This is a genomic window from Streptomyces sp. CB02009 (assembly GCF_001905825.1).
In the GTDB taxonomy this organism is placed as follows: Bacteria; Actinomycetota; Actinomycetes; order Streptomycetales; family Streptomycetaceae; genus Streptomyces.
Window position 1 is genome coordinate 119,066 of the sequence record NZ_LIVV01000003.1, and the last position, 21,922, is coordinate 140,987.

Genomic DNA, 21,922 nt, shown 5'->3' on the forward strand with positions numbered 1-21,922 from the left:
TCTCGGGCCCCTGGCGGGAATCCGGGTATCGCACCCGGCACCAAGCGGCGTAACCTGTCAGGCGCCATGCCGTACGAACCACCCACCCACACCGTCGAGCGATCGCTCCGAGCCACCACCGGCGCCAAGATCGTTGCCGGAGTCGACGAGGTCGGACGCGGGGCGTGGGCAGGTCCCGTGACCGTGTGCGCCGCCGTCACCGGACTGCGCCGGGCGCCCGAAGGCCTCACCGACTCCAAACTGCTCACCCCCAAGCGCCGTACCGCGCTCGCCGCGGAACTGGAGCAGTGGGTCACGGCGTACGCCCTGGGCGACGCCTCTCCGCAGGAGATAGACGAGCTCGGCATGACCGCCGCGCTGCGGCTCGCCGCCGTCCGGGCCCTGGAAGGCCTCCCCGTCCGGCCCGACGCGGTGATCCTCGACGGCAAGCACGACTACCTCGGCAGCCCCTGGCAGGTCCGTACGGTGATCAAGGGCGACCAGTCCTGCATCGCCGTGGCGGCCGCCTCCGTGATCGCCAAGGTCCGGCGGGACGCCGCCATGGCGGAGCTGGGCGTCGACGGCGAGGACTGCGCCGCGTACGCCTTCGGTGCCAACGCGGGCTACCCTTCGCCCGTCCACAAAGCGGCGCTCGAAGAGCTGGGGCCCACCCCGTACCACCGTCTCTCCTGGTCGTACCTGGACGCGATGCCCAGGTGGCGCCACCTCAAAAAGGTCCGCCTCTCCGCGGAGGCGGTCGCTCTGGAAAGCGGGGGCCAACTCGGCTTCGACTTCTGAACTTCGGTCGCGGGACCCTGCTCAAGGGCCTCCCATGCGTCCGGGGCGCACCTGTGCGCCCACCCGCCGGTGCCCCGCGCAGCGGCGTTTGATAGACATCCACCCATGCCTCTCATCCCCGAGGAGCCTCAGATTCACGAGAGCGCCCAGGGTCCCCGCGCCACCGCGGCCGCCGGCCGCCCCGCGTCGACCCCCCGTCCCGTACCCGGCCCGCGCACCGCGGCCACACCGCGTCCCGGACGCCCCGTTCCCGGCCCCGCCAGGCCCGCGGCGCCGCGCCCGCACCCCGTTCCGGGGCCGTCTCCGGCGACCACCCCGGAGAATCGTTCCGACCAGGGATCCACACCGCAGCTCCAGCTGATCCCGGCCCCTGTCGACGGCGCACTCGACGCCGCCGAAGAGGCCCTGGACCTGCTCCTGGAGAGCGGCCGCGCGCCGGGCGAGGTCCTGGTGCTCACCACCGGTGACCCGCACCCGTGGGCCACGCACGAGCTGACCTTCGGCGAGGCCGCCTACTGGGCCCAGCAGGACACCGGTGACGACGTGTTCTTCGCGGACGCCACCGCCGTGGAGCGGGCGACGGCTCGCCCCGTGGTGATCGTCGCCGTCAACGGCGGAGACGACACGGCGGCAGCCAAGGCCCTGCCGTCGGCCATGGCCCGTGCCGGAGCCCTGCTCGTCGTCTGCGGTGACCCGCAGCGCGTCACCGCGCTCCTCGGAGCGGGCGCCGGAGTCTGACCGACTGCCCTCCGCCGGACCGTGAAGGTCCGGCGGGGCCGACGTCGTCCGCGATCAGCGCGCGGCGGCCCGGCGCAGGGGCTCCGTCGCACCGCTCGCGGTCCTCGGAGTCAGCCGGCCGAGCTCGGCCGGCCCCTCGCCGAGCGGCAGGGGGATCGAGTCGGAGCTCGGACGACGGCCGCCCCGGCCCTCACCGAGCACCTGCCAGCCCGCTCGGGTCAGCGTGATGTACGCGCCGCAGCGGAGTCCGTGCAGGGTGCAGGCGTCCCGGAGCCCCCACATCCAGGCTCCGTCCTCCTCGGTCCAGCGCTCGTCGCCCTCGCGGCAGTACATCAGTACCGCGGTCCGCACCGGGGTGCGCCTGCGGAGGTCGTGCGGAATGACCCGCCGCAGATGCGCGAGCAGCGCGTTGCGGAACTCCCAGCCGTCCGTCGGAGTGGAACGACGGACGAACGAGGCGCTGGCGGCGATCCGTTCCTCGTGGTCCAGGATCGCGAGGACCGCCATCGAAGGCGTGGGCGTGTGGCGGGAGTGCAGTCCGCCGACGACCTCCCGCGGACTGCGCAGCAGGGGGATCCCCGCCGCGGACCACTCCGCCGGTTCGAGTATCCGAGCGAGGCGGTTGGCGGACTCGGACGACGATCTGAGCGAGGCGGCTGTGGGCGGAGCGAATCCGAGGGTCACGGTCCTCCCTTCGGATACGCGCCCGCTAGGCGGGCAAGGTCGGGTGAGGGCGCACCACAGCACAGCCCTTCCGGACCCCAGGCGGGTTGTGCGAGGCGGTTTCCCAATTCTTGCTGGCCCGTGGGCGAGCGGCAACGAGCAATTGAAGCCGCTGACGGGATTGCGTCGGTATGCCTTTCATATCCCTGCCCAGTTGCCCATTGTTCACTCCCTGTTCGCCCTCCCGTTTCACCCCTGGACGGCAAGTACCAGCGGATACACCCCTTCCGCTCCGGCCCGCCGCAGCAGCCGGGCCGCCACCGCCAAGGTCCAACCGCTGTCGGACAGATCGTCGACGAGGAGCACCGGCCCGCCCGCCGCGGCCAGCTGCTCGCCCAGTTCGGCGGAGACCGTCAGGGTGCGCTGCAACCCCACCACCCGCTGGGCGCTGTTGGTCCGGGACAGTCGTACGTCCTCCGCCTCGGGCGCGTACTCCACCGCTCCGAGCAGGGGCATCCTGCCGATCTCCGCGATCCGCTGTCCGAGTGAACCCACCAGCCGGGGCCTCCGATGCGAGGCGACCGTGACCACACCGGCCGGCCGGGCAGGCGCGTCGGGCGCCCCGGAGGCCCAACCGCCGGGCCCCTTCGCCCAGTCGGCCAGTACGTGCACCACCGCCTGCACGACGTCGTCCGGAACCTGACCATCGGCTGCGCTGTCGGCGAGCAGCGGACGCAGCCGGTTGCCCCAGCCGATGTCCGAGAGCCGCCCCAGGGCCCGGCCGCCGAAAGCCTGCTCGCCCGCCGGGATACGCCCCTTCAGGTCGACCCCGACGGCCGCCAGCCCGGTCGGCCACATCTTCCGGGGCTCGACCTCCACGCCCGGGCGGCCCAGCTCGCCCTTGGCCGCGTCGAGCGCGGCATCGGAGACCTTCGGATCGAACCGGCTCCCCGCGCAGTTGTCGCAGCGACCGCACGGCGCGGCCTCCTCGTCGTCCAACTGGCGGCGCAGGAACTCCATCCGGCACCCCGGCGAGGAGGCGTAGTCGCGCATCGCCTGCTGCTCGGCCTCCCGCTGCCGAGCCACCCAGGCGTACCGCTCGGTGTCGTACACCCAGGGACGGCCCGTGCTTTCCCACCCGCCCTTCACCCGTCGCACCGCGCCGTCCACGTCGAGGACCTTGAGCATGGTCTCCAGACGGGTCCTGCGCAGCTCCACCAAGGGCTCCAGCGCGGGCAGGGACAAGGGCCTGCCCGCCTGGGCGAGCACGTCGATCGTGCGGCGCACCTGCTCCTCCGGCGGGAACGCGACCGAGGCGAAGTAGCGCCAGATCGCCTCGTCCTCCTGCCCGGGCAGCAGCAGCACCTCGGCGTGCTCCACACCTCGCCCGGCACGGCCGACCTGCTGGTAGTACGCGATCGGGGAGGACGGCGACCCGAGGTGCACCACGAAGCCCAGGTCGGGCTTGTCGAAGCCCATGCCAAGGGCGGAGGTCGCCACGAGGGCCTTGACCCGGTTGGCCTGGAGATCGTCCTCCGCCTGCTGCCGGTCGGCGTTCTCCGTGCGGCCCGTGTACGAGGAGACCGTGTGCCCGCACTGGCGCAGATAGGCCGTGACCTCGTCCGCCGCGGCGACCGTCAGGGTGTAGATGATGCCGGAACCGGGCAGCTCGCCGAGGTGGTCGGCCAGCCAGGCCAGCCGGTGGGCCGCGTCCGGCAGCCGGACCACGCCGAGGCTCAGGCTCTCCCGGTCCAGCGCGCCGCGCAGGACGAGGGCGTCCGTGCCCGCGCCCGTGCCGAGCTGCTCGGCCACGTCCGCCGTCACCCGGGCGTTCGCCGTGGCCGTGGTGGCGAGCACCGGAACCCCGGACGGCAGGTCCGCCAGCATCGTCCGCAGCCGGCGGTAGTCGGGCCGGAAGTCGTGCCCCCAGTCCGAGATGCAGTGCGCCTCGTCGACCACGAGCAGCCCGGTGGCGGCAGCGAGCCGGGGGAGCACCTGGTCGCGAAAGTCCGGATTGTTGAGCCGCTCGGGGCTCACCAGGAGCACGTCCACCTCGCCGGCGGCCACCTCCTCCTGGACCGTTTCCCACTCCTCCGTGTTCGACGAGTTGATCGTCCGGGCGCGGATGCCCGCCCGAGCGGCCGCCTCCACCTGGTTCCGCATCAGCGCGAGCAGTGGGGAGACGATCACGGTCGGGCCGCTGCCGCGCTCGCGGAGCAGGGAGGTCGCCACGAAGTACACGGCCGACTTTCCCCAGCCCGTCCGCTGCACCACCAAGGCCCGGCGCCGGTCGGCGACCAAGGCCTCGATGGCCCGCCACTGGTCCTCGCGCAGTCTCGCCGTGCCGGTCGGGTCCGAGACGAGACGGGCGAGTACGGCATCGGCGGCGGTCCGGAGCGCGGCGCGGTCTTCCAGGGGGTCTGCGTGGGTCATGACTCCATGCAACCCGATGCCTCGGACATCGCGCGAACGAGCGCCGAACCTGTGGACAACTCGACAGGTCGACGGAAGCCCCGTTCCGGGAGTTATCCACAGGGGTTTCGGATTTCGGGAGATCACGAGACCGTCCTGACCATGAACGCGAATCACCACGAATCAAGCGACCTCACCCGTCCCCGGATCACCCTGCGCGGCCCGGCGGAACTGGCCGACGCCCTGCCGTTCGTGCTGGGCTTCCACCCCACCGACTCCGTCGTCCTGGTCGCCCTCCACGGCGAGCACGGCCGCTTCGGAGGGCGCGTCAGGCTGGGCATTCCCCGCTCGCCCCGCGAATGGGCGTCCACCGCCGACCACCTCGCCGAATGCCTCGTCGAAGGGGGCGAAAGGAGCGGCTCCCGACCCGACGGCATCGTCGTCTTCCTCTGCCAGGACCCCGCGGCAGGCGAGACGGGCCGCAGGGTCATGGAGCGGCTGCGCCCCTTCGCCCAGCGGCTGCGCACGGCGTGCGGCGCCCTCGACATCCCGGTCTACGAAGCCTTGTGCATCTCCGACGGTCTCTACTTCTCCTACTGCTGCCCCGACGCCCGCTGCTGCCCGCCCGACGGCACCCCGCTGGCCCTCAGCGGGACGACGGTGATGGCGGCGACCGCGGCGTACGCCGGCGTCCAGGTACGGGGGTCCCTGCGGGACATGGAGCGCCGCTTCCAGCCGTCCGGCGGACCCCGGGAGGAGGAGCAGCGCACGGCACTCGACGCGAGCGCCGCCGAGATCGTCCCCCGGATCCTGGAGAGCGCCGAGGAAGAGGGCCGGGCGGAGGTGCGCGAGACGACACTGCGCCTGGCGCGGGCGGTCCTCCGCCGGTTCGTCAACCCGAAGGGTGAAGCCGGGCGGGCCGACCGGACCGGCGCCGCGACCGCGCAGAGGACTTCCGGCGCGAGCGTGGCGAGCACCGCCGAGAGCGACGCTGCAGACGACGCCCTGGTGGGCACCGGCGAAGCGGCCGCGCTGATCCTCGGCCTCCAGGACCGGGCCACCCGGGACCGTGCCGCCGAATGGATGGAGGGCTGGGAGGGCACCGCCGCCCTGCGCCTCTGGCGCGTACTCGCCACGCGCTGCGTCGCCCCCTACCAGGAGCACGCCGCCGCACCGCTCACCCTCGCGGGCTGGACGGCCTGGTCCACCGGCGACGAGCCGACCGCCCGGGTCGCCCTCGGACTCGCCCTCGACATCGACCCCGAATACGTCTTCGCCCGGCTGCTGCACCAGGCGTGCAACGAAGGCCTCGACCCCGAATCGCTCCGCTCCTGTCTGCGGACGGAGCGGGACAGCCGGCTCGCCTCCGACCAGGCTGCTTCGGGCCCGTCCCCGCGGGTCCGGACGCGTGTCGCGCGCCCGCAGAGCAGTCGGCAGACCCTGAGGAAGCCCGGTCGTCGGACCGGTGGAGCGGAGCGCCGTTCCTCGGCCGGCGTCCGGCCGGGCGGGCCCGCCGCGAGCAAGCCGGGGAGCGGGAGCCCGAGGCACGGTGGGCACCGCGGCACCAGGAGCGGTCGATGACGACCGTGACCCGGCCGCCCGTCGGCGCGTTCAGCTCTCTGGCGGAGTCGTCCGAACCGTCCCGCCGACACCGCGCCGGCCGTCCGGTCCGCACAGAGAGCACCCCGTACCCGCCATGGCCCCCAGTCCTGTCCCGGCCCCCGGCCGCCCCACCGGACCCCCGACCGGCCACGTGCCCGGACGCCCCGCCGGGCGCCCCACCGGGACCGCCGCCGGAACCGGCGGTGCCCCGCCGCGTGCGGCCCGGCCGACGGAGCTTCCGTCGGTGCACGACGCGCTTCTCTGCGTGGCCCTGCCCGCCCTCGCGGTCTGCGCCGAGCACGGCCAGCTCACCGGCGAGGGACCCGAGGGCGTGTACGCGGCGGGGCGACGGCTCCTCTCCCGCTGCGTCCTGCGGGTGGCGGGGCGCGAGCCGGTCGCCCTCCAGGGCCGAATGGCCGCCGCGGACCGGGCGCTGTTCCTCGGCGCCCTCCGGGTCCCCGGGGACATGGGACCCGACCCCGGACTCACGGTCGAACGCACACGAAGCGCCGACGGCAGCGAGCGGATCACCCTGCGCAGCGCCGTCGCCCGCCCCCTCCGGCTCCCCGTGGAAATCGCTCTGGGGTCGGATCTCGCGGACCTGGGCGCGGTGGCGTCCGGCAGGCCAGGACCTGAACTCACCGCGAGCGTCCACGGCACCGGCCTGCGCTGGACCGGCGACGGCGGACGATCCGTCACCGTCACGGCTGACCCGCCGCCGATGGACGCCCTGGCGGCGGCGGGCGTCCTCCGATGGGAGGCCGAACTGCCTCCCGGGGGCGCGTTCACTGTCCGGTTGCGGGTACGCGACGGCTCGTCGGGCCGCCCCACCGGTTCCCCGGGAGGTGCCGGGCGGCCCGGAGGCCACGTCCTCGCCGAAGCCCTCGCCGAGGGCGACGACCCGCGCCCCGGGGAACTGCTGCGCGCGTCCGTCGAGGACCTGCGGGCCCTGCTCCAGCGCGACCCGGCGCACCCGGCGGACGTCCACCTCGCCGCAGGCGTCCCCTGGCGCTGCGGACCCGTCACCGCCGAGGCGCTCTGGGCGGCCCGGATGGCTCTGCCTCTCGGCACCCGGCTCGCCGTCACCACCTTGCGCGCCCTCGGGCGCACCCAGCTCTCCGGCGACGGACCCGAGTCCGGCCGCATCCCGGGGCCCCTCAGGGACGCCGGCCCGCACCTGCCGCCCCGCTGCACCGGCATCGAGGCCACCCTCGCCTACCCGGTCGTGCTCGCCGAGGCCCGCCGTTGGGGGCTGCCGGCGGCGGACCTGGAAGAGCTGCTCCCCGTGGCGGAGCGCTGCCTCGACTGGCTGCGCAGGGCGGCCGGCGCGAGCGGGCTCGTGCCGGACCCGGGGCCCGCCGGGCCCTGGCGCGCCGAGACACAGGCGCACGCGCATCGCGCGGCGCTGCTCGGAGCGGATCTGCTCGACGCCTGCGCCAGGCCCGGGGGAGACGCGCTGCGCGAGGCGGCGGGGAAGCTGCGCGAGCGCTTCCGGCGGGAGTTCTGGCTCGACGACCGGGCCGGTGGCCGGCCCGCCGTCGCCCGTGGGCCGGACGGGCGGGCCTGGCCCCAGCTGGGTGGCTGGGCGGCGCATCTGCTCGACACGGGGCTGCTCGGCGGCGGCCGCCTCGCCCAGGGGCTGCTGGACAGGACGGAGACCGAACAGGTGGCGAGACTGCTCGGAACCCCTGCCCTGGACTCCGGCTGGGGGCTGCGCGGCCTGGGAGCCAAGGAGCCCGGCCACAACCCCTTCGGCCACCGCGGGGGTGCGGTGCGGGTGCACGAGACAGCGGTCGCCGTGGCAGGGCTCGCCGCCCTCGGCCACGAGAAGGAGGCCGCCTCCCTGCTCCGTGGGCTGCTCGACGCGGCGGAGGCCTTCGCGTACCGGCTGCCCGAGATGTACGCGGGGGAGCAGCGCACTGCGGGCGGGCGGCCGGTGCCGCACCCCGCCGCGTGCCGACCGGCGGCCGTCGGGGCCGCCGGAGCGGTCCACGCGCTGCTCGCCCTCGTCGGTGTCCGGCCGGACACGCCGGGCCGGTCCGTGTCGACGCATCCCCTGCGGTCCGCGCCGCTCGGAGCGATCCGGTTCTCGGGGATCGTCGTCGCGGGCGAGCCGTTCGCCGTGCGGGTCGGCAGGCTCGGTCTCGGTATGGTCGAGGAGGCCGCTGAGGGCCTTCAACTGGGGGTGTGACGGGATGCCGGGCACGGACACGACGGAAGCCTCGCGACAGGCCGCGGAAGTCGGCGCGGATGCTCCCGAGGGGCGTGCTTATCGTCAGGAAGACGACTATGATCGCGGCATGCCTCCCTACGACCCGTCGGCCTTTCCCCCCTTCGCCGTGACCGTCGACCTGGTCGTGCTCACCGTGCGCCGCCACGCGCTCTGCACCCTGGTCGTACGGCGGGGAGAGGAGCCGTACCGGGGGCGTTGGGCGCTGCCCGGCGGCTTCGTGCGCGAGGACGAGGACCTGAGCGGTGCCGCCGCGCGTGAGCTGGTCGAGGAGACGGGCCTCTGCGCCCACGATCCCGCCGCCCCGCCGCCCGTACCGAGCAACGGCGCGCACCTGGAGCAGCTGGCGACGTACGGGGCGCCCGACCGTGACCCCCGTATGCGAGTGGTCAGCGTCGCGCACCTGGCGCTCGCCCCGGACCTTCCCGCACCGCGGGCCGGCGGCGACGCGAACAGCGCCCGCTGGGCGCCCGTCGAGGAACTGCTCGGCGAGGACGTGCTCGCCGGGACGGCGGAGGCTGGAACCGCCCTTGGCGCGGGCGGTGCCGAGGGCTCGGGCGACGAGGCCGGGGGCGGTGGTGACGGGAAGGAAGGCGGTCCGGTGGCGCTGGCCTTCGACCATGCCCGGATCCTCGCCGACGGGGTGGAGCGCGCCCGCTCCAAGATCGAGTACTCCTCTCTTGCCACGGCCTTCTGCCCGCCGGAGTTCACGGTCGGGGAGCTGCGCCGCGTCTACGAGGCCGTGTGGGGTGTGGCCCTGGATCCGCGCAACTTCCACCGGAAGGTGACCGGCACGCCCGGCTTCCTCGTTCCGGCCGGGGGCACCACGACCCGTCAGGGCGGGCGCCCCGCCCAGCTCTTCAGGGCAGGTGGGGCCACCCTCCTCAACCCGCCCATGCTGCGCCCCGAGGTCTGACGGGCCGGGGTTTCCGCCGCTCCTGAATGCCAACCCTGCGCCGAAAGTCCGAAATGTAGCGTTATCTTGCTGCGGTAGCGCCGCCCTGCCGCGGAGCGGTGTCACCTACCGCGAGAGAAGCGATGCTCCAGGCAATCGGACTGACCAGCACTCCCCGCCGCGATCGCCCGCCCGCCGTGGACGATCTGACCTTCGAGGCCCGGCCGGGTGCCGTGACCGCTCTCCTCGGTACCGCGGGCTCCGGCAAGACCACCGCGCTCCGGCTCATGCTCGAACTCGAGCCGGGCCGCGGGATCACCTACTTCCGGGGCCGGCCGCTGCACCGCATCGCCCACCCCCCGCGCGAGGTCGGCGTCCTCCTCGGCGACATCCCCGGACATCCCTCCCGCACACTCCGGGGCCAGCTGCGGATGCTCTGCGCCGCCACCGGGGTTCCCGCCTCACGAGCCGGGGAACTCGTCCGGGCCGTCGGTCTCGACGGCCTGGAGCGCCGGCGGATCGGCACTCTGCCGGTCGGGGCGGATCGCCGACTCGGCCTCGCCTCCGCCCTGTTGGGCGACCCCCACACCCTGCTGCTCGACGAACCGGCCGCCGGTCTCTCCCCGTCCGAGAGCACCTGGCTGTACGAACTGATCCGGGCGCACGCGGGCGACGGCGGAACCGTGCTGTACACCACGACGGACCCCAAGGACGCGGTCCGCAACGCCGACCGGGTCGTCACGCTCGACGGTGGGCGGCTCGTCGCCGACCAGGACGTCACCGAGTTCGCCCGGACCCGGCTGCGCCCCCGGGTCGCCGTCCGCACCCCGCAGGCGGCACGGCTCGCCGCGGTCGTGACCCAGGAGGCCAGGGCCGGCCGGCGGTCGGTCGAGGTCGTCGCAGAAGGCGGCAACCGGCTGTCCGTCTACGGGAGCGACTGCGCGGCCGTCGGCGACACGGCGTTCCGTCACGGCGTACCGATCCACCGGCTGGCCGCCGAGATCGGTGAGACCGCCGACGCCTCGCCTGCTCTGCGTCCCCCGGCGGGAGGGGCGCGCACGGAGCCGGGCTCCGGGCGGCAGGCCGGACCCGGTGGCCTCGGGTCGAGTGTCCCCGCGCCCGGTGCGCCCGTGCCAGGCGCTCCCGTGCCCAGACCCTCCGCGTCCGGCGCCCCGGTACTCAGACCCTCCGTGTCCGGTGACCTCGCTGCCGGGGAGGGGGGTGCGGCCAGGAAGCCCGCTCGCTCGCCGCTGCGCCCTTTGCGGTACGAGGTCCACCGCCTGCTGGGAGTGCCGTCCACCCCGCTCGTCGTGGCGGCCGTCCTGCTCGGCTCCGTGACCCTCGCCCTGCTCCTAGGGCGGGGCGGGAGCGCCGCGCTGCCCGCGGTCCTGGCCGGCTGGCCCGCGCTCTCGCCGCTGCCGCCTGCGGCACTCGGGGCCGGACTGCTCGGCGCGTTCTCCTTCGGTGAGGAGTACCGCTATCCCGCGCTCACCACGGGCCGGGGGGCCGTGCCGCGCAGGCCGGGCCTGCTGCTGGCGAAACTGGCCGTGGCGGCGGCCGTCGCCCTGACGCTCGGGGCGGCCGTGGTCGTGGTGGACCTTCAGGTGCTGCGGCTCGTCTACGGCGGAGAGTTGATCTCCGTACCGAGGAACTGGCCCACGCTCTGTGCGAGTTGGCTGGGGCTGGTCGTCGGCTGCTCCTGGGCCGGAGTCCTCGGTGCCGGGGTCTTCCGGGCCGCGGCGGCCGGCGTGGCGGCGGTCCTCGCGGTACCGGTCGCCTTCGTCCCGCTGCTCCAGAAGGTGCTGACCGGGCCCGCGGTGCGATCGGCCGCCGGACTCCCCGCACGGCTCCGGGAGTTCGCCGGTCCGCAGTGGTCCCCGGCGGTGGACCGCTGGCTGGCGGGAGGGCTGAGGGTGCTCGGGCAGCCCGCGGGGGTGGCTCTCTCCCTGACGTTGACAGGGTTGCTCTGCGCCTATGTGTTCACCGGCCTTCGCCGCAAGGCGCGTTGGTGATCACTTTCGGATTGAAAGATTCCGGTTGGCGGTCAACTCCCTTGATAAGTGACCGCTATGTCCGATAAATCGTCAATTGTGTAGGAGGCGCCGATCACCCTTTCGTGTGCTTTTCACCAAAGACCTCAAGGGTCACGGAAGCAGCGCCGACAAAGGATGCGTGAGTACCCTTGCGCACACCATGATGACCGCCGCCCGCTCCGTCGACTCCGGCCTCGGCACCCCGGGCGATCTCGACCGCTACCCCTACGCGGAGGCGCCCGCCGCCGGCCGTGTGGGCCCGCCCTCCTGGGAGGGGGTGGACACCGACCTGGGCCGCGTCGGCCGCCGGAGCTCCGGCAACCGGGGGCGCGGACTGCACGGCCAGCTCGTCCAGCAGCTCGGGCAGATGATCGTCTCCGGCGATCTCGGGGCCGACCGCCCGCTCGTCCCCGAGGAGATCGGCCAGCGGTTCGAGGTCTCGCGCACCGTCGTCCGCGAGTCGCTGCGCGTGCTCGAGGCCAAGGGGCTCGTCAGCGCCCGCCCGAACGTCGGCACCCGCGTCAGGCCCGTCAGCGACTGGAACCTCCTCGACCCCGACATCATCGAGTGGCGCGCCTTCGGCCCGCAGCGCGACGACCAGCGCCGTGAGCTGAACGAGCTGCGCTGGACGATCGAGCCGCTGGCCGCCCGCCTCGCCGCCGGGCACGGGCGCGAGGACGTGCAGCAGCGCCTCGCCGACATGGTCGAGATCATGGGGCACGCGTTCGCCCAGGGGGACGGCATCACGTTCTCCCGCGCCGACACCGAGTTCCACTCGCTCCTCATCCAGCTCGCCGGCAACCGGATGCTGGAGCACCTCTCCGGCATCGTCGGCTCGGCGCTCCAGGTGTCCGGCGGGCCCGCCACGGGCTGCGACCGCCCGAGCGAGGCCTGCCTCGCGCACCACGCGCGGATCGTGGACGCGCTCGCCACGGGTGACGCCCTCGGCGCGGAGACGGCCATGCGGGCCCTGCTCACGGTCCACCCCGAGGTGGAGCGGGTCGTCCCCGCCCCCCGCGAACACTGACCCGCGGGCCGTGGCCGGGAGCATGGAGGCGCGGACAGGGCGCGCCGCCGGGTCCGAGCGGCGCCCGGGGAGCCCGGAAGGGTGTTCCCGGGCGGCGCCAGGATTGCGGCGGGGTGAATGTACGCTGATATATCCCTCTGCGTTCATTTGTCGCACATGAGGTGTGACTCGGGCCACGAAGATTGGGCGTAACACTCCTCCGAGCCGTGCGATGACCTAAGAGGTGACAGCCGAGGAAGGAATACAGCAGCCGATGGAGGCGCTGTGCAGTTCCCCGGTCCAGCCCGCGCCGTCGGCACATTCCCCGTCGACGGTCGTCGGCTCCAGCCCCATCCAGGGCGGGGCCGGAAGCCGTTTCCATCGTTCCGAGAGGTTGTTCGTGTCGGCCAGCACATCCCGTACGCTCCCGCCGGAGATCGCCGAGTCCGAGTCTGTGATGGCGCTCATCGAGCGGGGAAAGGCTGATGGGCAGATCGCCGGCGATGACGTGCGTCGGGCCTTCGAGGCTGACCAGATTCCGCCAACCCAGTGGAAGAATGTTCTGCGCAGCCTCAATCAGATCCTCGAGGAAGAGGGTGTGACGCTGATGGTCAGTGCAGCGGAGTCGCCGAAGCGCGCCCGCAAGAGCGTCGCCGCGAAGAGCCCGGCCAAGCGCACCGCCACCAAGACCGTCACCGCCAGGACGACCGTGACGAAGACGACCGTCACGGCCGCCACGGCCTCCGCGGCAGAGGGCGACGACCCGGCCGACGAGGCCGGATCCGCCGCCAAGAAGGCGGCCGCGAAGAAGACCGTCGCCAAGAAGACGGTGGCCAAGAAGACCGTCGCCAAGAAGACGGCGGCCAAGAAGACCACGTCCAAGAAGGACGCCGACGAAGCCGTCGAGGGCGAAGAGCTGCTCGAGGACGTCGCGCCCGGCAAGGGCGAGGAAGAAGAGACCGAGGGCGAGAGCAAGGGCTTCGTCCTGTCCGACGAGGACGAGGACGACGCTCCGGCGCAGCAGGTCGCCGTCGCCGGTGCCACCGCCGACCCGGTCAAGGACTACCTGAAGCAGATCGGCAAGGTCCCGCTCCTCAACGCCGAGCAGGAGGTCGAGCTCGCCAAGCGCATCGAGGCCGGCCTGTTCGCCGAGGACAAGCTCGCGAACTCGGACAAGCTCGCGCCGAAGCTCAAGCGCGAGCTGGAGATCATCGCCGAGGACGGCCGCCGGGCCAAGAACCACCTCCTGGAGGCCAACCTCCGTCTGGTGGTCTCGCTGGCCAAGCGCTACACCGGCCGCGGCATGCTCTTCCTGGACCTGATCCAGGAGGGCAACCTGGGTCTGATCCGCGCGGTCGAGAAGTTCGACTACACCAAGGGCTACAAGTTCTCCACGTACGCCACCTGGTGGATCCGTCAGGCGATCACCCGCGCCATGGCCGACCAGGCCCGCACCATCCGTATCCCGGTGCACATGGTCGAGGTCATCAACAAGCTCGCGCGTGTGCAGCGTCAGATGCTCCAGGACCTGGGCCGCGAGCCCACCCCGGAGGAGCTGGCCAAGGAGCTCGACATGACCCCTGAGAAGGTCATCGAGGTCCAGAAGTACGGCCGTGAGCCGATCTCCCTCCACACCCCGCTGGGTGAAGACGGCGACAGCGAGTTCGGCGACCTGATCGAGGACTCCGAGGCGGTCGTTCCGGCCGACGCGGTGAGCTTCACGCTCCTCCAGGAGCAGCTGCACTCGGTGCTCGACACGCTCTCCGAGCGTGAGGCCGGCGTCGTCTCGATGCGCTTCGGTCTCACCGACGGCCAGCCGAAGACGCTGGACGAGATCGGCAAGGTCTACGGCGTGACCCGCGAGCGGATCCGTCAGATCGAGTCGAAGACCATGTCGAAGCTGCGCCACCCGTCGCGCTCGCAGGTGCTGCGCGACTACCTCGACTGATCCGTACCTCGCGGGTCCGTGAGAGCGACGGACGCGAGGCAGGAGCGGTACGCGGAAGGGCCCGGTTCCCCGAGGGGGAGCCGGGCCCTCCGGCTGTGCGCGGGGTGCACCGCGCGGTGGTGTGCTGGACTCTGGGTGAAGCGACATCACCGGAGAGTCAGGAGGCTCCATGCGTGGTTCCCTCACCCGAGCATTGACCGGTGCTCTGGGCCTGATCGCGGCGGCGGCGGGACAGCTGGCCACCGCCGTACCCGTGGCCGCCGACAGCGTCGTGGTGGGCGGCCGGCAGGCCCAGATCACGGACGCGCCCTGGGTCGTGGCGCTGTCCAGCCGTGACCGGTTCGGGGGTACGCGTGCGGGGCAGTTCTGCGGGGGCGTGCTCGTGGCGCCGACCAAGGTCCTCACGGCGGCCCACTGCCTGGGGCGCGAGGTGCTCGGCGGCGAGCCGTGGGAGGTGCGCGACTTCGTGGTCATCGCGGGCCGCGCCGCGCTGCGCGGCGAGGGCGGGCAGGAGGTGCGGATCTCGGACACCTGGATCAACCCCGACTACGACCCGACGACGAACTCGGGCGACCTCGCTGTGCTGACGCTGGTGAACGCGCTGCCGCAGTCGTACGTCATCGGTGTCGCCCGCGCGGGCGACACGGCGTACGCGCCCGGTACGGAGGCGGACGTCTACGGCTGGGGCGACACGACCGGCCGCGGGTCCTATGCCTCCACGCTGCGCACGGCGCCAGTCCAGGTGCTGCCGGACAGCGCGTGCGAGCGGGCGTACCCGGGAGGCTTCGGCGTCCCCTACCGGCGCGAGACGATGCTGTGCGCGGGCGACCCGCGCGGCGGCAAGGACGCGTGCCAGGGCGACAGCGGAGGCCCGCTCGTGGCGAAGGGGCTTCTCGTCGGCCTGGTGTCCTGGGGCAGCGGCTGCGGGCAGGCGGAGAACCCGGGGGTCTACACCCGCGTCTCGGCTGTGCTGCCGGAGAGCTTCTGAGCAACGGCGGACCGTGGCGGTACGAGAACGGGCGGCCACCCCCCTCGGAACGCGGGGGTGGCCGCCCGTTGTCCGGTCATCGGCCGGATCTGGGCTCGTCGTGGATGCGAGGCGTCAGTGGTCGTCGCCCTGCGTGCGGGCCGGCACGTCCGTCAGGCGGTCCGTCTCATCCTGTATCTCAACGGCGATCTTCTTGAGTTCCGGCTCGAACTTACGTCCGTGGTGGGCGCAGAAGAGCAAGTCACCTCCGCTGGTCAGGACGACACGCAGGTAAGCCTGGGCGCCGCAGCGGTCGCAACGGTCAGCGGCCGTCAGGGGGCTCGCGGGGGTCAGAACAGTAGTCACGTCGCCTCTTCTCTAGCTCGACGAGCTGTCGTACCAGGGTCAACATCCAACCAGGCCGAAAACGTTCCCGCTCGCGGCTTTTCCTTCAAACTTCTTCGCAGGTGGCTGTCTGCTGCCGGTTGGCGGCGAATGAGCCGTATTGCGTCGCTCTACGGATTTCGCGTTGCTTGTGTAGGTCAGTCCTCCCGGCGTGGTTGCCGGTTGTTGATGAGGACGTGCCCGGAGCCTAAATGGTTCATGCGCGGAAGGGAACGTGATGTTCGCGTCACCCCATCGAGGGATCGAACATCCATACGACTCTGGACTAGCATGAGGATTCGGGGAGGGTGGCGTAACAACGGCTCTACCAGGCATCGGTACCCTCTGACGGGTGACCGACGCCGGGCCTTACCCCACTGGGCCAGATTTCAAATTCAGCGAGGAGCGAACCGCGTGACCGCCGAAACGTCCGTGCCGTCCAGTGCGCTGCTGACCGCAGACCGTGACGCTTCCAACTACACCGCGCGGCACCTGCTCGTACTCGAAGGGCTCGAAGCGGTCCGCAAGCGCCCCGGTATGTACATCGGGTCCACCGACAGCCGCGGCCTGATGCACTGCATCTGGGAGATCATCGACAACTCCGTCGACGAGGCCCTCGGGGGCTACTGCGACCACATCGAGGTGATCCTCCACGAGGACGGCTCCGTCGAGGTCCAGGACAACGGCCGGGGCATCCCGGTCGACGTGGAGCCGAAGACCGGACTCTCCGGAGTCGAGGTCGTCATGACCAAGCTGCACGCCGGCGGAAAGTTCGGCGGCGGGTCGTACGCCGCCTCCGGCGGTCTGCACGGCGTCGGCGCCTCCGTGGTCAACGCCCTGTCGGCCCGCCTCGACGTCGAGGTCGACCGGAACAGCGCCACGCACACGATCAGCTTCCGCCGGGGCGTGCCGGGCATCTTCACCGAGCAGGGCCCCGACAGCCCCTTCGACCCGGGCAACGGCCTGCGCAAGGGCAAGCGCGTCCCCAAGACCCGCACCGGCACGCGCGTGCGCTACTGGGCGGACCGGCAGATCTTCCTCAAGGACGCCAAGCTCTCCCTGGAGACGCTGCACCAGCGCGCCCGGCAGACCGCCTTCCTCGTGCCCGGCCTCACCATCGTCGTCCGCGACGAGCGGGACCTGGCGGGGGTCGGCAAGAGCGAGGAGACCTTCCGCTTCGACGGGGGCATCAGCGAGTTCTGCGAGTACCTCGCGCAGGACAAGGCCGTCTGCGACATCCAGCGCCTCACCGGCCAGGGCACCTTCAAGGAGACCGTCCCGGTCCTCGACGAGCGTGGCCACATGACCCCGACCGAGGTCACCCGTGAGCTCGCCGTGGACGTCGCCCTGCGCTGGGGCACCGGCTACGACAGCACGGTCAAGTCCTTCGTCAACATCATCGCCACGCCCAAGGGCGGCACCCACGTCTCGGGCTTCGAGCAGGCCGTCACCAAGACGGTGAACGAGGTGCTGCGCTCCTCGAAGATGCTGCGCGTCGCAGAGGACGACATCGTCAAGGACGACGCTCTGGAAGGGCTCACGGCCGTCGTGACGGTCCGCCTCGCCGAGCCGCAGTTCGAGGGGCAGACCAAGGAGGTCCTCGGTACGTCCGCGGCCCGCCGGATCGTGGCGAACGTGGTCGCCAAGGAGCTCAAGGCCTTCCTCACCTCGACCAAGCGGGACGCCAAGGCGCAGGCCCGTGCCGTCCTGGACAAGGCCGTCGCCGCCGCACGGACCCGCATCGCCGCCCGCCAGCACAAGGAGGCGCAGCGCCGGAAGACCGCGCTGGAGTCCTCCTCACTGCCGGCGAAGCTGGCCGACTGCCGCAGCGACGACGTGGAGCGCAGCGAGCTCTTCATCGTCGAGGGCGACTCGGCCCTCGGTACGGCCAAGCTCGCCCGCAACAGCGAGTTCCAGGCCCTCCTGCCGATCCGCGGCAAGATCCTCAACGTCCAGAAGTCGTCCGTCTCGGACATGCTGAAGAACGCCGAGTGCGGCGCGATCATCCAGGTCATAGGAGCGGGCTCGGGCCGCACCTTCGACATCGACGCGGCCCGCTACGGGAAGATCGTCCTCCTGGTCGACGCCGACGTCGACGGCGCCCACATCCGCTGCCTGCTGCTCACGCTCTTCCAGCGCTACATGCGGCCGATGGTGGAGGCCGGGCGGGTCTTCGCCGCCGTGCCCCCGCTGCACCGGATCGAGCTCGTCCAGCCCAAGAAGGGCCAGGACAAGTACGTCTACACGTACTCGGACAACGAGCTGCGCCAGACCCTGCTGGAGTACCAGCGCAAGGGGGTCCGCTACAAGGACTCCATCCAGCGCTACAAGGGGCTGGGCGAGATGGACGCCGACCAGCTCGCGGAGACCACGATGGACCCGCGTCACCGCACCCTGCGCCGGATCAACATCGGCGACCTGGACGCGGCGGAGCAGGTCTTCGACCTGCTCATGGGCAACGACGTGGCGCCCCGCAAGGAGTTCATCACCGGCTCCGCGGCGACCCTCGACCGCTCGCGGATCGACGCCTGAGGCACTCCACCCGTGGGTGGAGCCACACGCTCCACCCACAGGCCGATCACACGGCCCTCGACTCTCCGTAGCATCGACATGACGGAGGGGGACGGGCATGGACGAGAAGCGCGAACGGGCGGACACGAGGACCGGTACGGCCCAGGAAGGCTCCTGGCGCTCCTGGCCCTCACGGGAGGCACTCACCCGGCTGGGAGTGCCCCGGGGCCGGATCGTCCTGGACTACAGCATGATCACGGCCCTGAGTGTCTGGGTGCTCGCCGGCTGCTACACCTCGGGAGGGTTCGAGGGCTGGTACGCACCGCTGCCGCCCCTCGGCTACGGGCTCTGTGTGGCGGCGGCGCTCGGTTACCACCACACCACCCTCGATCACCGGGCCGCGGCCTCGCTGGGGCTGCTCGGGGTGATAGCCCTGGGCGGTCTCGGGGCCTACGCGGCCGGGGCACCGACGCCGGCGACCGTCCTGTGGATAGTCGTCTGCATCATGGCGATGGAACGGCTGCCGCTGCCCTTGGGACTGGCCACCGTGGCCGTGCTCGTTCCCGGCTTCGTGGAGGCGGACGAGACCGGGATCCTGGGCGCCTGCCTCACGACCGGGGCCGTGCTGCTCGCGGGCTACTCGCTCCGGCTGGACGCCCACGCCCGCGGGGCGGGTTTCCAGCTCCTCGCCCAGGAGCGGCTCGCCCGGGAGGCCGAGGCCGCGTCCGCCGCGCTGGCCGAGAGAGCCAGGATCGCCCGCGAGATACACGACGTGCTGGCCCACAGCCTCTCCGCCCAGATGGTGCACCTGGAGGTCGCACGGCTCCAGATCGAGGCGGGAGCGGACCGGAGCGAGGTCCTCAAGCTCGTCACCTCCGCCCGCTCCATGGCGAGAGAGGGGCTCGCGGAGACCCGGCACGCGCTGTCGGCGCTGCGCGGGGACATGGTGCCCGTCGAGGAGTACCTGCAGGAGCTGGCCCGGGAGGACCGCGCCGAGGTCGATGTCAGCGGAGAGCGCCGGAACCTGCCGGCCGAGGCGTCCCAGGCGGTGCGACGGGTCGCGCAGGAGGCTCTGACGAACGTGCGCAAGCACGCACCCGGCGCGCGGACCAGGATCCGGCTCGCCTACGAGGCCGATGAGATCTCCCTGGAGATACGTGACTCCGGGCCGCCTCCGACGGCCGAGGGCGGGGGAGAGGGGCTCGGGCTGGGCTCGTCCGGCTCCGGGTACGGACTGCTCGGGATGAGGGAGCGGGCCGAACTGCTCGGCGGCAGCCTGGACGCGGGGCCGGACGGGCCGGGGTTCACCGTGCGTCTGCGGGTGCCGGCATGAGCGCCGAGGAGAGGGCCGTGGGGCTGCCCCGGCCGGAGGACGTCGACGCGTGCGAGGGGGCTCGGGCGGTGCGGGTGGTGGTCGCCGACGATCAGGCCGTGGTGCGTGAGGGGATCGTGATGCTGCTCGGGCTGCTTGCCGGGGTCGAGGTCGTCGGGTCCGCCCGGGACGGGGAGGAAGCGGTCGCGCTGACCGCCGAACTCGCGCCCGACGTGGTCCTGATGGACCTGCGCATGCCGCGCTGCGACGGTGTCGAGGCCACCCGCCGGATCCGGGAGCGGCACCCCGGGACGGAGGTCGTGGTGCTCACCACCTACGCCGACGACGCCTCGCTGTTCCCGGCGCTGCGGGCCGGGGCCCGCGGGTACCTGACCAAGGACGCGAGCGGGGAGGAGATCGTGCGGGCCCTGCGGGACGTGACCGACGGGCGGGCGGGGCTTTCTCCCAGCGTGCAGCGGCGGTTGCTGGAGCAGTTGGTGGAGCGGGGGGCGAGCGCCGAGAGGGCGGGGCCGTCGGGTGGGACCGGACCGGGGGCGGAGGGTTCCGCGACGGCGTCGCTGGCGTCGGCGTCGGCGACTGCCGGGCCGGTGGTTCCGGGGGCCGACGGGCTCACCGAGCGGGAGACGGAGGTGCTCGTACTCGTCGCCGACGGGCTCTCCAACCAGGAGATCGCCGGGCGGCTGGGGATCTCCACCGCCACCGTGAAGACGCATATCAACAATCTTTTCGCCAAGACGGGGGTGCGCGACCGGGCGCAGGCCGTGCGGTACGCATATCAGCACGGTCTGGTCAGGCCACCTGGGAGGAGAGTCACCTGATGGTGTGAACACCGGGAGGAGAAGAGTCCGGGATGTTCCCGCTCTGTCCATCCTTGGGCACGCGGCCGAAACGGTTCGCTTGACAAGGAGAGTTGGCCGGTGGAGCAGGTGGACAAGCAGGAAGGGCTCGACGCTTCGGCGGTGCCGTTCGACGACCCCTGGTACGACGCGACGGCCGTCGGCGGGGACGAGCGGGCGGGGGCCGGGGCGCCCGGTGGCGGCGGACCCGACGCGGTGCCGCGACAGCGGGTCCACAGCGCGGCGGAGATCTATCTGGAAGTGCAGCGGAGCCCGGCGTTCCAGGAGGTGCGCAGCCGCTACCGCCGGTTCGTCTTCCCGGCCGCTCTCGCGTTCCTCCTCTGGTACCTCGCCTACGTCGTGGCGGCGACCGCCGCTCCCGGACTCATGGCGCGGCCGGTCGTCGGGGTGGTGAACGTGGCGATGGTGGCGGGGCTCGGGCAGTTCCTCACCACCTTCCTGCTGACCTGGGCGTACGCGCGCCACGCGCGGCTGCGCAGGGACCGGGCCGCGCTCGACCTGCGCTGGGACACCCAGGAGATGACCCGAGGGGTGGCCCAGCCGTGACCGCGAACCACCAGACCCTGGCGCTCGTGCTGTTCAGCGTCTTCATCGCCGTCACCCTGGGGATCACCACCTGGGTGAGCCGCAACCGGCGTGGTTCGGCAGAGGAGTTCTACGCCGGGGGCAGGCTGTTCTCGCCCCTGGAGAACGGGTTCGCCATCGCCGGCGACTACATGTCCGCCGCCTCGTTCCTCGGCATCTCCGGGCTGATCGCCCTCTACGGCTACGACGGCATGCTGTACTCCGTCGGATTCCTGGTCGCCTGGCTGGTCGTGCTGCTGCTGGTGGCCGAACTGGTCCGCAACTGCGGGCGGTTCACCCTGGCCGATGTGGTCGCCGCGCGGATGGCGGAGCGCCCGGTGCGGATCGCCGCGGGCACGTCCTCGGTGGCGGTCTCCGTGCTGTACCTCGTGGCCCAGATGGTGGGCGCCGGAAGCCTGGTCGCGCTGCTGCTCGGCGGCACCAGCGAGGCGGCCCGCTCCTGGACGGTGATCGGCGTCGGCGCGCTGATGGTGATCTACGTGTCGCTCGGCGGCATGCGGGCCACCACCTGGATCCAGATCGTCAAGGCGGTCCTGCTCATGGCGGGCACGATCGCGCTCACCGTCCTGGTCCTGCTGCGGTTCCACGGCGATGTGGACAACCTGCTCTCCACGGCGGCCGAACGCAGTGGCCACGGACTGGACTTCCTCGCCCCCGGGCTCCGTTACGGCGGCGACTGGACGGCCCGCCTCGACTTCATCAGCCTCGGCCTCGCCCTGGTGCTCGGCACGGCGGGGCTGCCCCACATCCTGTCGCGCTTCTACACCGTGCCGACCGCCCGGGCCGCCCGTCGCTCGGTCGTCTGGTCCATCGGACTCATCGGCAGCTTCTACCTGATGACCATCGTGCTGGGCTTCGGAGCGGCCGCCCTGATCGGCCCTGACGAGGTCCGCGCGTCCAACGCCTCCGGGAACACGGCTGTACCGCTGCTCGCCCTCGACCTCGGTGGAGGCGCGGGCTCCACGGGCGGCACCGTGCTCT

The 21,922-nt window shown here is 72.4% G+C and carries 17 protein-coding genes; 14 read left to right on the plus strand and 3 right to left on the minus strand.

Features of this window, described 5'->3' with window-relative positions; translation table 11 throughout:
- Positions 1-66 precede the first annotated feature (66 nt).
- Positions 67-777 (plus strand): ribonuclease HII, encoded by a 711-nt coding sequence (locus AMK27_RS13545; RefSeq protein WP_073906299.1) that lies wholly within the window; start codon positions 67-69, stop codon positions 775-777.
- A gap of 105 nt (positions 778-882) precedes the next feature.
- Positions 883-1,515, plus strand: coding sequence for a hypothetical protein (locus tag AMK27_RS13550; RefSeq protein ID WP_073906301.1), 633 nt, complete (start codon positions 883-885; stop codon positions 1,513-1,515).
- Between the two features lie 54 nt (positions 1,516-1,569).
- Here AMK27_RS13550 and AMK27_RS13555 read toward each other — a convergent pair whose 3' ends face one another.
- A complete protein-coding gene (locus AMK27_RS13555; RefSeq protein ID WP_073906303.1) occupies positions 1,570-2,199 on the minus strand; it encodes a hypothetical protein in 630 nt (209 codons plus the stop codon).
- 228 nt (positions 2,200-2,427) lie between these two features.
- Complete coding sequence (locus tag AMK27_RS13560; protein ID WP_073906305.1) at positions 2,428-4,611, minus strand: RecQ family ATP-dependent DNA helicase; 2,184 nt, start codon at positions 4,609-4,611, stop codon at positions 2,428-2,430.
- A 141-nt stretch (positions 4,612-4,752) separates the two neighbouring features.
- On the opposite strand from AMK27_RS13560, the gene AMK27_RS13565 reads away from it, so the two are divergent.
- The 7 genes from AMK27_RS13565 to AMK27_RS13595 all read left to right on the plus strand — a co-directional run bounded on the left by AMK27_RS13565 (position 4,753) and on the right by AMK27_RS13595 (position 15,292).
- Positions 4,753-6,171: a DUF4192 domain-containing protein gene (locus AMK27_RS13565; protein ID WP_073906307.1), complete on the plus strand. Its 1,419-nt coding sequence runs from the start codon at positions 4,753-4,755 to the stop codon at positions 6,169-6,171.
- A 115-nt stretch (positions 6,172-6,286) separates the two neighbouring features.
- Complete coding sequence (locus AMK27_RS13570; protein ID WP_073906309.1) at positions 6,287-8,383, plus strand: glycogen debranching N-terminal domain-containing protein; 2,097 nt, start codon at positions 6,287-6,289, stop codon at positions 8,381-8,383.
- A gap of 109 nt (positions 8,384-8,492) precedes the next feature.
- The gene (locus AMK27_RS13575; RefSeq protein WP_073906311.1) at positions 8,493-9,338 is read left to right on the plus strand and encodes an NUDIX hydrolase; all 846 of its coding nucleotides are present in this window, start codon (positions 8,493-8,495) and stop codon (positions 9,336-9,338) included.
- A gap of 122 nt (positions 9,339-9,460) precedes the next feature.
- Positions 9,461-11,329: an ABC transporter ATP-binding protein gene (locus AMK27_RS13580; protein WP_073906313.1), complete on the plus strand. Its 1,869-nt coding sequence runs from the start codon at positions 9,461-9,463 to the stop codon at positions 11,327-11,329.
- A gap of 160 nt (positions 11,330-11,489) precedes the next feature.
- Positions 11,490-12,377 (plus strand): FadR/GntR family transcriptional regulator, encoded by an 888-nt coding sequence (locus AMK27_RS13585; RefSeq protein ID WP_073906315.1) that lies wholly within the window; start codon positions 11,490-11,492, stop codon positions 12,375-12,377.
- A gap of 379 nt (positions 12,378-12,756) precedes the next feature.
- Positions 12,757-14,304: an RNA polymerase sigma factor gene (locus tag AMK27_RS13590; protein ID WP_073907476.1), complete on the plus strand. Its 1,548-nt coding sequence runs from the start codon at positions 12,757-12,759 to the stop codon at positions 14,302-14,304.
- A gap of 169 nt (positions 14,305-14,473) precedes the next feature.
- Positions 14,474-15,292, plus strand: a complete 819-nt coding sequence (locus tag AMK27_RS13595) for a S1 family serine peptidase (RefSeq protein WP_073906317.1) — start codon at positions 14,474-14,476, stop codon at positions 15,290-15,292.
- 114 nt (positions 15,293-15,406) lie between these two features.
- On the opposite strand, the gene AMK27_RS13600 is transcribed toward AMK27_RS13595, so the two are convergent.
- On the minus strand, positions 15,407-15,637 hold the full coding sequence (locus AMK27_RS13600; RefSeq protein ID WP_015036683.1) for a DUF7455 domain-containing protein: 231 nt from the start codon (positions 15,635-15,637) through the stop codon (positions 15,407-15,409).
- A gap of 432 nt (positions 15,638-16,069) precedes the next feature.
- On the opposite strand from AMK27_RS13600, the gene AMK27_RS13605 reads away from it, so the two are divergent.
- The 5 genes from AMK27_RS13605 to AMK27_RS43620 form a co-directional block, all read left to right on the plus strand.
- On the plus strand, positions 16,070-18,187 hold the full coding sequence (locus tag AMK27_RS13605) for a DNA gyrase/topoisomerase IV subunit B (protein ID WP_073906319.1): 2,118 nt from the start codon (positions 16,070-16,072) through the stop codon (positions 18,185-18,187).
- A 97-nt stretch (positions 18,188-18,284) separates the two neighbouring features.
- Positions 18,285-19,499 (plus strand): sensor histidine kinase, encoded by a 1,215-nt coding sequence (locus AMK27_RS13610; protein ID WP_073906321.1) that lies wholly within the window; start codon positions 18,285-18,287, stop codon positions 19,497-19,499.
- Entirely contained in the window at positions 19,496-20,317 is an 822-nt protein-coding gene (locus AMK27_RS13615; protein WP_073906323.1) for a response regulator transcription factor, read from the plus strand. Before AMK27_RS13610 ends, AMK27_RS13615 begins: the two co-directional genes overlap by 4 nt.
- Before the next feature lie 99 nt (positions 20,318-20,416).
- The gene (locus AMK27_RS13620; RefSeq protein WP_073906325.1) at positions 20,417-20,902 is read left to right on the plus strand and encodes a DUF485 domain-containing protein; all 486 of its coding nucleotides are present in this window, start codon (positions 20,417-20,419) and stop codon (positions 20,900-20,902) included.
- The coding region (locus AMK27_RS43620; RefSeq protein ID WP_241847485.1) for a solute symporter family protein at positions 20,899-21,922 on the plus strand (1,024 nt) is incomplete at its 3' end. The genes AMK27_RS13620 and AMK27_RS43620, both read left to right, overlap by 4 nt.

Excerpts from the sequence above, each read along its gene's own strand:
- AMK27_RS13545 (WP_073906299.1), top strand. The coding sequence starts at position 67 with ATGCCGTACGAACCACCCACCCACACCGTCGAGCGATCGCTCCGAGCC.
- AMK27_RS13550 (WP_073906301.1), top strand. The coding sequence starts at position 883 with ATGCCTCTCATCCCCGAGGAGCCTCAGATTCACGAGAGCGCCCAGGGT.
- AMK27_RS13560 (WP_073906305.1), bottom strand. The coding sequence starts at position 4,611 with ATGACCCACGCAGACCCCCTGGAAGACCGCGCCGCGCTCCGGACCGCC.
- AMK27_RS13565 (WP_073906307.1), top strand. The coding sequence starts at position 4,753 with ATGAACGCGAATCACCACGAATCAAGCGACCTCACCCGTCCCCGGATC.
- AMK27_RS13570 (WP_073906309.1), top strand. The coding sequence starts at position 6,287 with ATGGCCCCCAGTCCTGTCCCGGCCCCCGGCCGCCCCACCGGACCCCCG.
- AMK27_RS13575 (WP_073906311.1), top strand. The coding sequence starts at position 8,493 with ATGCCTCCCTACGACCCGTCGGCCTTTCCCCCCTTCGCCGTGACCGTC.
- AMK27_RS13580 (WP_073906313.1), top strand. The coding sequence starts at position 9,461 with ATGCTCCAGGCAATCGGACTGACCAGCACTCCCCGCCGCGATCGCCCG.
- AMK27_RS13595 (WP_073906317.1), top strand. The coding sequence starts at position 14,474 with ATGCGTGGTTCCCTCACCCGAGCATTGACCGGTGCTCTGGGCCTGATC.
- AMK27_RS13610 (WP_073906321.1), top strand. The coding sequence starts at position 18,285 with ATGGACGAGAAGCGCGAACGGGCGGACACGAGGACCGGTACGGCCCAG.
- AMK27_RS13615 (WP_073906323.1), top strand. The coding sequence starts at position 19,496 with ATGAGCGCCGAGGAGAGGGCCGTGGGGCTGCCCCGGCCGGAGGACGTC.